Source organism: Marinomonas sp. THO17, from assembly GCF_040436405.1.
Taxonomy (GTDB): domain Bacteria; phylum Pseudomonadota; class Gammaproteobacteria; order Pseudomonadales; family Marinomonadaceae; genus Marinomonas.
Genome location: NZ_AP031575.1, coordinates 143,697 through 155,837, shown reverse-complemented (window position 1 = coordinate 155,837; position 12,141 = coordinate 143,697). Strand labels below are relative to the sequence as shown.

The 12,141-nt window shown below is 43.4% G+C and carries 10 protein-coding genes; 1 reads left to right on the top strand and 9 read right to left on the bottom strand.

Annotated elements, in window-relative coordinates; all coding sequences use genetic code 11:
- Positions 1 to 17: 17 nt before the first annotated feature.
- The 6 genes from ABXS85_RS00675 to ABXS85_RS00650 all read right to left on the bottom strand — a co-directional run bounded on the left by ABXS85_RS00675 (position 18) and on the right by ABXS85_RS00650 (position 7,712).
- Positions 18 to 1,202 carry a DNA-binding transcriptional regulator gene (locus tag ABXS85_RS00675; protein WP_353668123.1) on the bottom strand — a complete coding sequence of 395 codons (1,185 nt, stop codon included), beginning with the start codon at positions 1,200 to 1,202 and terminating at the stop codon, positions 18 to 20.
- Positions 1,203 to 1,304: 102 nt separating this feature from the next.
- Entirely contained in the window at positions 1,305 to 2,756 is a 1,452-nt protein-coding gene (gene xylB, locus ABXS85_RS00670; protein WP_353668122.1) for a xylulokinase, read from the bottom strand.
- A gap of 27 nt (positions 2,757 to 2,783) precedes the next feature.
- Positions 2,784 to 3,914, bottom strand: a complete 1,131-nt coding sequence (locus tag ABXS85_RS00665; RefSeq protein ID WP_353668121.1) for a sugar ABC transporter permease — start codon at positions 3,912 to 3,914, stop codon at positions 2,784 to 2,786.
- The gene (locus tag ABXS85_RS00660) at positions 3,907 to 5,436 is read right to left on the bottom strand and encodes a xylose ABC transporter ATP-binding protein (protein ID WP_353668120.1); all 1,530 of its coding nucleotides are present in this window, start codon (positions 5,434 to 5,436) and stop codon (positions 3,907 to 3,909) included. Before ABXS85_RS00660 ends, ABXS85_RS00665 begins: the two co-directional genes overlap by 8 nt.
- 55 nt (positions 5,437 to 5,491) lie before the next feature.
- On the bottom strand, positions 5,492 to 6,493 hold the full coding sequence (gene xylF / locus ABXS85_RS00655; RefSeq protein WP_353668119.1) for a D-xylose ABC transporter substrate-binding protein: 1,002 nt from the start codon (positions 6,491 to 6,493) through the stop codon (positions 5,492 to 5,494).
- A gap of 112 nt (positions 6,494 to 6,605) precedes the next feature.
- On the bottom strand, positions 6,606 to 7,712 hold the full coding sequence (locus tag ABXS85_RS00650; protein WP_353668118.1) for a GGDEF domain-containing protein: 1,107 nt from the start codon (positions 7,710 to 7,712) through the stop codon (positions 6,606 to 6,608).
- Between the two features lie 191 nt (positions 7,713 to 7,903).
- Here ABXS85_RS00650 and ABXS85_RS00645 point away from each other — a divergent pair, with 191 nt between their 5' ends.
- Positions 7,904 to 9,166, top strand: coding sequence for a hypothetical protein (locus ABXS85_RS00645; RefSeq protein ID WP_353668117.1), 1,263 nt, complete (start codon positions 7,904 to 7,906; stop codon positions 9,164 to 9,166).
- Between the two features lie 18 nt (positions 9,167 to 9,184).
- Here the strand turns inward: ABXS85_RS00645 and ABXS85_RS00640 are convergent, their stop codons facing one another.
- From ABXS85_RS00640 to tauA, 3 genes are all read right to left on the bottom strand, one after another.
- Entirely contained in the window at positions 9,185 to 10,099 is a 915-nt protein-coding gene (locus tag ABXS85_RS00640) for an ABC transporter permease subunit (RefSeq protein ID WP_353668116.1), read from the bottom strand.
- The gene (locus ABXS85_RS00635; protein WP_353668115.1) at positions 10,099 to 10,947 is read right to left on the bottom strand and encodes an ATP-binding cassette domain-containing protein; all 849 of its coding nucleotides are present in this window, start codon (positions 10,945 to 10,947) and stop codon (positions 10,099 to 10,101) included. The genes ABXS85_RS00640 and ABXS85_RS00635 overlap by 1 nt, the downstream gene beginning before the upstream one ends.
- A gap of 77 nt (positions 10,948 to 11,024) precedes the next feature.
- Positions 11,025 to 12,053: a taurine ABC transporter substrate-binding protein gene (tauA, locus tag ABXS85_RS00630; protein ID WP_353668114.1), complete on the bottom strand. Its 1,029-nt coding sequence runs from the start codon at positions 12,051 to 12,053 to the stop codon at positions 11,025 to 11,027.
- Between the last annotated feature and the right edge of the window lie 88 nt (positions 12,054 to 12,141).

Genomic DNA, 12,141 nt, shown 5'->3' with positions numbered 1-12,141 from the left:
AATTCTACACAGTAAAATTACGAGTCTTCTTTCTGCAAACGACTGGAGACTCGATATTCTTTTGGTGTCATACCTAAATTTTTGCGCGATACCGTATACAAATATTGCACTGAAGGATAACCACAGGTACGGGCAATTTCATCAAAAGGTAAATTGGTGGAACAAATTAATTCGCATGCCCGAGAGAATTTTGTCATATGCAATTGCTCGTGCATTGAACAGCCCATTTCATCGACAAAGCGTGATTCCAGATTAGTTCGTGAAATACCAATATAATCAACCACTTGAGCAACTTTAACGCCCCGGCAAGCATTGTGTCGAATATAATGCATGGCTTGAATCACATAAGGATCGCGCAAGGCTCGAAAATCAGAGGATTGCCTCTCTTGTACACCATTTGGATTAACCAACACTAGGCTTTTATTCTGGCTATAGCCCAACAACATCCTATGTAATATTTTTGCTGCTTCATAACCCATTTGCTTACATCCCTGCTCTACTGATGATAAGGCTGTACGATTGAGATAACGCGCCATATTTTCATTGTCTATCCCTATGATGGACACCTGCTCAGGCACCATGATGTTTAAATGATCGCAGACCTGTAGAAGATGTCTGGCCCGGGAATCCGTCACCGCAATAATACCAATCGGCTTGGGTAAATCATTAAGCCAATTCTCTAAGCCCTGTTGAGCTGTTTCCCAAAGTTGTGTTGAAGTCAAATACCCTTCATATACGTAAGGTTGAAAACCATCACAGGCTACTTGTTCAACAAAAGTATGTTGTCTTTCACTTGACCAGCGATGATATTTGTTGGCTGGAACACCATAAAAACCAAAATGGCTAAGCCCTTTTCGTTTTAAGTGTTGGTAGGCACTGCTGACCAAAGCAGCATTATCGGTCGCTACATAGGGCAATCTGGGATAATCTTCCTTACGTTGATAAGAACCTCCCACAGCGACCGTAGGTATATCCGTTTCTTTAAGTGACTCTTCTACCTCAGGATTATCAAAATCGGCGATGATGCCATCACCTTGCCAATACTTCAGGCCATCTAAGCGGCTACGAAAATCATCCTCGAAATACACATCCCAATCGCATTGTGCTGCTTGTAAATATTCCCCTATGCCTTCAATCACCTGACGGTCATAAACTTTGTTAGCATTGAAAACCAAATTAAGTCGATAACGTTTTTCAAACATAACGAAGCATCCCTTACTTTATTTTTATTATTAGTCATAAAGCATACTTCCAAAGACAGCATTTTGCCCACTTTTCCTTTTTTCTGTCTAAGGTATGTCTCTCTAAATATCTCGTAATGCATGATATAAGGCTTGGAAACGGCCTCTTTTCTCTTGCCACATGCCTTGCTGGCTTAAGTCCGGTAGAAAGGTTTCAATGATTTTTGGCTTGGCACAGAGTTCTGACAGTTTATCTTCACCTTCAACCCCTAACGCAGCCAAACGAGCAGCGCCCAAAGCAGGGCCAAGGTCACCACCTTCACGATAAACCATCTTGATAGCGAACATATCGGCCAATAGCTGTAACCAGTAACGACTGCGTGCCCCTCCTCCAATAACATCGATACTGTCTTCAATGCTTTGCACTGAGCGGACCGCATCCAAGCCATCCAATAAGGCAAAACCAATCCCTTCTAATACCGCTTGCACTAAATCCGCTGCCGTCGTTAGATGCGTCATTCCCCAAAATACACCTTTGGCATCAGGGTCATTATGAGGGGTTCTTTCACCGCTTAAATAGGGTAAGAAAATAACCGAACAAGAAGTTTCTTTTGAGCGACTTTCCGCCGCCTGCAATGCCTCTTGTACACTATTAAACTTGGTCAAGTCAGCTACCCATTGTACGCAACTGGCGGCACTTAACATGACAGACATACTGTGCCAAGTTGACGAGATAGCGTGCCCAAAACTGTGCAATGCCATAGCAGGATTCGCAACAAAACCGTCACTCACGGAAAAAATCACCCCGGAAGTACCAAGTGACATCATGGTTTGTTTGGGTTTGATAATTCCCATACCGATTGCCCCAGCGGCATTATCTCCAGCGCCTGCGACCACTGGAACAACCGGCATTGACCATGAGGTCGCTAGCGCTTCGTTGAGATGACCAGTAACCCTTGTACCTTCCACCACAGTCGGCATGTGCGTCTCATTCAATCCACACGCTTCTAATGCTTGTGAGCTCCATTGGCGAGTTTCCATATCCAGCCACAAGGTACCGGATGCATCAGACACATCGGTATAAAACTCACCTGTCATACGATAACGAAGATAATCTTTTGGCAACAATATCTTATCAAGTTGAGCAAAAATATCCGCTTCATGTTGCTGCAACCACACCAGTTTTGGTGCAGTAAAACCTGGCATAACAAGGTTACCCGTTATGGCTTGTATATCAGGACAACGGTTTTGTAACTGGCCGCATGCCTCATAGGAGCGACCATCATTCCACAAGATGGCAGGACGCAGCACCTTACCCTGTTTATCTAACAGTGTCGCGCCGTGCATTTGCCCAGAAAAGCCTAATGATTGTACGTCCATCAGACTATGCTGTTTGGCCAAGTCTCGCATCGCTCGATCTGTGGCTTGCCACCAATCTTCAGGATCTTGTTCCGACCACATCTCTTGTGGACGTGATACCTTTAAAGCCACTGAACTGGAAGCTAAAATGTAGCCTGCTGCATTCATCAATACCACTTTGACACCCGAAGTGCCAAGATCAATCCCGATAAACATAAATAGCCTAATTCTGAAATATTGTTTTTATTGTGTTTTTTTGGTTTTTACATCCAACCAAACAGCCAGTAATAGAATGGCACCTTTTACAATTAACTGCCAAAAAGTGGGTACATCCAACATACTCATACCATTGTCTAGGCTCGCCATGATCAAGGCTCCCATAATGGCACCAAATACAGTCCCTATTCCTCCCGCCAAACTGGTGCCACCAATCACACAAGCTGCAATGGCATCAAGTTCCGCCATATTACCGGCCGCCGGTGAGCCGGCCCCCAATCGTGATGTTAAAATCAAGGCAGCAACAGCCACCATAATGCCGTTAAAACCAAACACCCACATTTTGGTTTTCTCAACATTTACACCTGACATTCGACTGGCTTCAATATTTCCACCTATGGCATAAACCCTACGTCCAAAGGCTGTTCGCTTGGCCACATAACTCGCTACTAAAATCAAAACACCCATGATGAGTATTGGTGTGGGAATACCACGATAATTTTCCAAGCTCCAAAGCAGGCTTAACAAAACAAGTACCGCCAAAGTGGCTTTACCGTATTCAAATTGCGCACTTGGAACCGCGACTTGATGACGTATTTTGGCGCGTCGTTTACTGTAAACTTTGGCGAGTAAACCAAGACATATTAACGCCACCACACTGATGCCCCAAGCGGAAGGGACATAACTTTGACCAATAACTGACAAGGCGGATGATGTTGGAGCGATTGTTACACCATCTGTTAACCCCACTAAGATACCGCGAAACGCCAACATTCCAGCCAAAGTCACAATGAAAGATGGCACCTTTTGATAAGCTACCCACCAGCCATTAAATAACCCTAACAATAAACCACTTGCCAAGGTCACTAAAATAGTCAGCAAAATCGGCAAATCAAACCACACATCGAGAATGGCAGCGATACCGCCTAACAGTCCCATCATGGAACCGACAGACAAATCAATTTCAGCACTGATAATCACAAACACCATACCAATGGCCAATACCCCCACAATAGCGGTTTGACGAATCAGGTTTGATATATTACGTGAAGAAATAAAAGCCCCTTCGGTCGCAATAGAAAAAAACACCAAGATCAATAGCAAAGCCGCGATCATGGCTAACAGTTGTAATTGACTGGTTTTTATTATTTTAAGCATGCGACATCCCTTCTTTTATTGCGCAATTCATTATCATTTCTTGGGTCAATCCTAAGTGATCAAACTGGCCTTTTAACTTACCTTCATGCATCACTAAGACACGATCACTTATGCCAATTACCTCAGGCAACTCCGAAGATACCATGATGATAGATACCCCGCTTTTCACCAGCTCAAACATGAGTTTATAAATTTCGTATTTCGCCCCCACATCGATCCCCCGAGTCGGCTCATCCAAAATCAGTATCTTCGGCTCTGTTAAAAGATATTTGGCGATGATGGCTTTTTGCTGATTACCACCACTCAAATGTTTGATAGCAAGGTCTGATGAGGCTGTTTTGACTTTCAACTTATCAATAAAATGTTCAATGTCATGGCCCTCTTGCTCTTCGTCTATTGCTGAAATCACATTGGTGAATCTATCCAAGACGGGCAAAGTAATATTGCGTCCAACGGACATAATAGGAACAATACCATGCGTTTTTCGATCTTCTGGAACCATGGCAATCCCAGCGGCCAAAGCGTCGCTCTGGCTGTTTATTTGCACAGGTTGATTATGAAGTCGCATGGCCACAGAATAGTCTCCGGTATAGCAACCAAACAAGCATTGCATCAGCTCGGTTCGCCCAGAGCCAATTAAGCCTGCTATACCAAGAATTTCCCCTTCGCGTAATTCAAAACTGACATCCTCTACTTGCGCACGACTGGCCCCGTATAAGCGTGCATTGGCGTTTTTCACTTCCAGAATGACCTCACCAATAGGATGTTCTTGACGGGGAAATAAAGCTTCTAATTCACGTCCGACCATCATGCTAATAATGTCACCTTGCGTGAGCTCAGCGGCCGGTTGTGTAGCGATATGTTCACCATCACGAATCACAGTGACCCAGTCAGAGAGACTTAACACTTCATCCAATTTGTGAGAAATATAAATGCAGGCAATCCCTTGTTGTTTTAAGCCATGCACTATGTCTAATAAAATATCGGTTTCTTGTGAGGTCAACGAAGAAGTCGGTTCATCTAGTATCAACAGCTTCACTTCTTTGTTTAAGGCTTTGGCAATTTCCACTAACTGCTGCTGACCTACCCCCAATTCACTCACTAGAGTATCTGGTGGAACCGATAACTTAACGCGCTTGAGTAACTCTCGAGCCTGGCTATACATACTTTCTTCATCCAGCCGCCAGCTCTTACCCATTTCATTTCCCAGAAACAAGTTTTCCATTACGCTTAGCTCTTTAACTAATGCCAGCTCCTGATGAATGATCACGATACCTAACGATTCAGTATCACGAATTTTATTGGCCTTAACTTGTTGACCATCGAACCAAATTTCACCCTCGTAAGAGCCATATGGCCACACACCACTTAACACCTTCATCAAGGTCGATTTGCCGGAACCATTTTCACCACATAAGGAAAGAATTTCTCCCGCCTCAAGAGAAATATTCACGCCATTTAACGCGCGCACACCAGAAAAGCTTTTTACAATCCCCTGCATATCCAAGAGTTTTTGCTTCATTTTAAACACCTTATGAAAAGCAAATGGCGCTTTGCAGCGCCATTATCTGGATGAATTACGGGTTATAAACCGCTGCTTTGCTATGAAAACCATCCGCTATGACTGTCTCATCTAGATTTTCCTTAGTCACAGCAATGGGGGTCAGTAATACAGCATCAACATCTTTCTGGCCATTATTCACATAGCCATCGGCCTGAATCGCTTCACCACGAGCCAATTTCACCGCCATTTCAGCACTGGTTTCAGCCAATTTTGAAATGGGTTTGTATACTGTCATGGTTTGTGATCCTTGAACGATTCTACGCACGGCCGCGAGATCGGCATCTTGACCTGAAATAATGACTTTGCCGCTGAGTCCTTGTGCCGCCAAGGCTTGAATAGCCCCTCCTGCAGTAGAATCATTAGAGGCTACCACCGCATCCACCTTATTCGCATTGGCCGTTAAGGCATTTTCCATAATGTTAAGCGCGGCTTCAGCTGACCAGCCCATAGCCCACTGATCGCCAATAACTTGAATCTTTTCAGCATCTATAGCAGGTTGCAGTACATTCATTTGTCCTTCACGAAACATCTTCGCGTTATTGTCCGTTGGCGAACCACCCATTAAAAAATAACGCCCCATGGGCTTTCTTTTTAACAAGGCTTCAGCTTGCATCTCACCTACACGGATATTGTCAAAAGACACATACAAATCAATGTCTGCAAACTTTATTAAGCGATCATAAGCCAATACTTTAATGCCTTCAGCTTTGGCTTCGGCCAGAACATTACTTAATACTTCGCCGTTTTCTGGCACAATCACTAATACATCAACACCGCGAGAAATCATGTTTTCTATTTGGGAAATTTGTGTACTCACATCACCGTTAGCAGATTGAGTGTAAACTCTCGCCCCTAATTTTTCTGCTTCAGCAGTGAACAAATCTCGGTCTTTTTGCCAGCGTTCGAGACGTAAATCAGACATTAGGAGCCCAATTTTTTCACCTGCTGCTAGCGAAGGAAAGGAAACGGCAAGACAAGTCGCCGCTAATAAACTGATTGATAGAACTCGTTTCATCTTCGTATTCCTTGTTATTTTATTTATACAGGAACTCCAAAGGAGTAAAACGAAATGTAAAGAGAAGTCGCTAAGAGAAAAATTATCTTTTTTTATTTAGCTCTAGCGTTTTTTATAAGGTCACACTGCTGTAGCCCACCACGCAGTTACGTCCTTGATGTTTGGCACGGTATAAACACATGTCAGCAAAATAGATTATCTCAGTCAAAGATCTATCCTGAGCCATATCACACACACCAACACTGAAGGTAATTTGAATACAAAAGTCACTTGTTACATAAGGCATGGACTGCATTCGTTTGCGCAAGTCTTCCAGTCGATTAATCGCCTCCTCTTCATTCGTTTCTGGCATCAATAACAAGAACTCTTCGCCTCCCCAACGACTTAAAGTATCTTGTGGTTCAATTCCATCTCTAAGCACTTGGCTGACATGTCTTAATACTTCATCACCGACATCATGACCAAAAGAATCGTTCACGCCCTTGAAATAATCAATATCAAATACCGCTATACTGGAAACAGACTGGCTTTTTAAAATACGACGATATTCTTCTCGCAGGGTATTTCCCATACCCCGCCGATTAGGTAATAAAGTTAATTCATCCAGCCTTGACTCATGTTCAAATTTTTCCATCAAGCCCTTCATTTTCATATAGGAGCTGTGTCGAGCCATTTCGTAAAAACCAGACAATGCGGCCGTCGTCAAATACGCAAAAATCAGTCTGCTTTTAAAAGCTTGCGGATAAAAAGTTTGTAATAGATGCCCCCAAGCAAACAGCATCAATACCATCAAAACAACAAAAAGCAGATTCAGTATCATGCCTATTTTAAAACCGCAGAAAGCAAAAAAGACAGCAGGAAAAACGAATACCCATAAGGGGCCGCTGTTGTTTACTCCACCGGAAGCAATCAAATACGCTCCCAACAAAAACAACGCCATGAGTGAAACATACTTCATTACACCATGAAATTTAGCATAAGCAGGCTGAATCAAGATCCAACTACACAAGAACAACAATCCACCAGCGATACACAAACTTATTGATAAGACAGTTAATCCTAACAACCAAGCATTGATGCCAGTGGCTACGGCGATAAGAGAACCCACTAGACTAAATAAAGCCGATAAATACCTTTGATAACCGAACTCACTTTCGCCAAAACCATGTTCTAATAATGCTTGGCATTGGCGAATTTTTTGCTTAAAAAAACCCTTCATATTCCTTGCCTACTAAATAAAGAATGACACATGAATGCAAAATGTCGCCATGTAAAAAGGATTAGTCCTTTAAAATAGAGGATTGATTTATTAATCTCTACCCTCTAGCTCATTATTTTCATATCCTTTTTCCCTGAAAATAAGTCACTTAGCGACTTTTTCCTCAAGGAAAACCCGCAACAAGGACTATCATGTCATTCGTTCAAAAGCACAGCGGAATTTTGGTACTGGGTACCCTAGTTCTGTATTTACTGAGTCTTATCTTTAACAGCTTATTCGTTGCCTCTGCCATGATAGCTTGGTTAGCTAATCTCGCCCTCTGGAATGGCCTGAGTCGCGGCGCCAAGAGACAATCATCATGGTTATTCTTGATTGGTTTAAGTTGCTTAGTCTTTGCCGCCAGTCACGGAGTCTGGATGAATTGGCAGCAAGTTTTTGCGGCAAATTTACCCATGCTGGCAATGTTTGTTGCTGTGTCTTTTCTCGATCTAACCAATAGTAAAGACAGTGACACATCCTTGCCCAAAGGTTCAAAAGCCATCTTCAACACAGCGCTGGGGGTTCAGGTTTTAGGTGCCGTAATCAATTTGTCCGTCATCATGGTGTTTGCTGATCGGATGAAAGGCAAGTTTCAACTCAGCCCTACTCAGCAATACATACTGACCCGTAATTTTTCAGCGGCGGCTTGGTGGTCACCATTTTTTGTGGCAACGGGTGTCGCCATTACCTATTCACCAGGAATGGCTTGGCAAGAGACGGTATTACCAGGGTTGTTAATGGGATTGATAGCTGTCATCTACTCCAGCATTGAAGCAAACCGTACCAGTAAGGACACCTTTCAAGGTTATCCGCTACGCAAGGAAAGTTTAATTATTCCCCTTTTTTTAGCATGTGCTGTCATAATTGCGCACTTTATTTCACCTAATATCAGTATACTCGTGTTAATTTGTATACTTGCTCCTAGCTCGGCAATCTTACTCATGCGCTCCAAACCAAGACAGAGCACCTTAATTCACTTTGTACAAAATAAACTGCCCCAAGTTGGTAGCCAGTTTGCTTTGTTTCTTGCCGCAGGTGTTTTTTCAAGTGGCATCGCGGCGGTTATCCAAAGTTTCCCAAACGCCATAAACTTTGACAATCTAGACTTTAATGCTTGGCTGTTTGCAGGCATCCTTGCAGCCATGATAATAGCAGGAATGATTGGCATTCATCCTGTGGTTAGCGTGGCCATCATTAGTCCACTTATACTACCTCTCGCCCCCAACCCTAGCCAACTAGGCTTTTTATTTCTCAGTGCGTGGGCCATTTCAGCTGGCAGCAGTGGTTTAACCGGATTAGGCTTACTCATGACCAGCCGATACGGCATAGCCACTAAAACCATTGTCAAAAACAGTTACCATTATGCGATCTGCATGTGGCTACTCTGTAGTTTGGTCAATGTGTTTTATTTTTAGTGATCAAGGCTCAATCACTTAACGCCCTTTCCACGGAACCAGTTTCTTTTCTAAGAATCGCATGAACATATCAAATAAATAGGCAATGATGCCTATCACTATAATTCCCATAATGACCACATCCGTAACTAAAAACTCGGCCGCATTAAGCACCATAAAGCCCAAACCAGCTTGTGCGGCTACCATTTCAGCCGCCACCAATGTGGTCCAACCAAAGCCTATACCAATACGCATTCCCGTCAGAATCTCTGGCAAAGCATTAATGAGAACAATATGCCTAATGACTTGCCAACGAGTGGCTCCCATTGAATAGGCTGCGTGAATTTGTTCAATGGCTACCGATTTCACACCGGCTCTCGCACTTAGCGCCATAGGGGCAAAAATAGCAAGATAAATCAAAACAACTTTTGAAACCTCACCAATGCCTAACCAAATGATCACCAGAGGTAAATAGGCCAGAGGAGGCAAAGGACGATAAAACTCAATAATTGGGTCAAACAATCCCCGAACAATACGGTTTACCCCCATGAAAATACCAATAGGCACAGCCGTTAATAAGGCAAGTACAAAAGCGGAAAAGACACGCAACATACTCCAGCCCGTATGCTCAATAAGTGTGGCGTTTGCAAAACCTTCTGTCGCAACTTCCCAAAACCTTTCTACAACTGCAACTGGAGAAGGCAGGAACAAAGGTTTAACCCACGCCAGTTGGGTCGCAAGATACCATACGAAAATCAGCACAAAGGTAGTTAACAAACTTATCGCAAGGCTCTTTCCCTGACCAGGAGCGCCATAAGATTCCCCTGGTTTCACTGGCCCTGCCGCAAATAGACGAGTAAAGCGGTGTAATAAGGTAATTTTCCCCATGTCATTTAAGCTTGCCTTGTTGCTCAGTTGGTCAAGTGAGTCCATCGGATCAAGTGATTTAGTCATTAGTGAGCTCCTCCATTGGCTGCCTCGTCACCGTGAATAATACCTAGGACTTTTTCCCGCATCGCAATGAACTCTGGCATAGATTTCACTTTTCTCGCATCGCGAGTTTCAAGGAAAATTTTATTGAAATCCAATGAGAAGTCATGAGTAATACGGCCAGGTCGAGGTGACATAATAATTAAACGAGAAGCCATAAACAGCGCCTCTTCTACACTGTGTGTGATGAAGAACATCATTTTTTGAGTTTGTTGCCAAACTTCTAATAACAACTCTTGCAACACCTCTCTCGTTAATGCATCCAGAGCGCCCAGTGGCTCATCTAATAGCAACATTCTTGGGTCATTGGTTAACGCTCTGGCGATACCAACACGTTGTTGCATTCCACCAGATAGTTGATAAACAGGATGATTATGAAAATCTTCTAAACCAACCAGCCTAAGGTATTCACTTGCTCTCGCATGACGCTCTTTTAACCCCACACCTTGCAATTTCAAACCAAACGCCGTGTTTTCCAGTACATTCAACCAGGGCAATAACGCATGCTTTTGAAAGACCACACCTCGTTCTTTACCAGGGCCTGTGATCTGATCATTCAATTCAACGCCAACGGCCACACGGGGTAAACCTGCGACCCTACTATCTCCCAATGTTAAGTAGCCATCACTGGGTTGAATAAAGCCAGCCATTAAATTGAGCAGGGTCGTTTTGCCACAACCTGACGCACCTAACGCAACAACAAATTCGCCTGGCTCAATATGAAAATTAATGCCTGATAAAGCGGTGATCATGTCTCCCCCATTCATACCGGGGTAGCGAACAGACACATCATGGATTTCTAGTCGACTCATTAACTTCTCCAAGTGTAAAAATCGTGTGAAGACTTCCTTTCGACTGCATTCTTGTCGAAAGGAAGCTCATATTTAACTTAAAGATTGGCGGCAGCTTCCGCGAAAGAAGGGTTTACAAAAACACTGTAATCGTCTGCAAGTGATGGCACTTTGCCTTCTTGTTTAAGAAATTCAGAGGTGAATTTTAAGGCTTTAGCGGCACCGCCTTGATTACCACAACCTAACCATAAGCAACTGGTTTGATCGGCTAGACTTGGGAATTCATACAATGCCAGCACACCTAACACATTGTCAGCTTGTCCACCTGTCATTTTGGCGATGTTCTTCACCATTACTGAGTCGGCTGTCAATGAAGCTTTGTTGTTACGGTATTCCGCATCTGTGTCTGCAATTAGTTTAATCAATTGAGCCACTGTTTCTGGATGCTCTTCACCGAATGATTTGTTGATCACCATGCCATCAAAAGTGGCTTTCCCCCAACGGCTTAACTCTCCAGAGCTAATCAATACTTGACCAGATTGTTTGATACGCCCTAATGCTGGATCCCAAATAAATGCACCATCAATGTCACCTCGCTCCCATGCCGCAGCAATCGCATTGGGTTGCATGTTAATCAGGTTGACTTCTTTATCCGTTAAACCAAATTGCTCCAACGCAAACAACATATGAAAATGCGTTGTTGAGACGAAAGGCACACCAATTTTTTTGCCTTTTAGGTCTTGTGGTGCAGAAATACCTGAACCATCGCGCACGACCAAGGCTTCAGCATCGTTAATGTTTTCAAGAATCCATACCAACTCAATGTCTAATCCTCGATTCACCGCAGCGGCTATTGGACTAGAACCCGCTGTTGCAATATCAATGTCCCCAGATGCCATTGCGGTTATCACCTTGGCCCCAGAGTCAAAGCGACGCCATTCCACATCCATGCCAGTCGCACTTTCAAATTTTTTCTCTGCAATGACAGATTTCCATGGGTTCATCATGCCTTGATAACCAATGGTGATGGTTTCCGCGCTGACGAATTGAGAAAGACACAAGCTACTCATTATTAAAGACAAACCAAGACTTTTTCGAGCCAGTTTTGTTAATGGGTTCACGTTCATTTTCGTTCTCCTGAGTATGGGATTGGTTGCTACTTTTCCCACCTTAAAAGTTGTCGAGAATGAAGCGATAGATCCAGTTGCTTAAAAG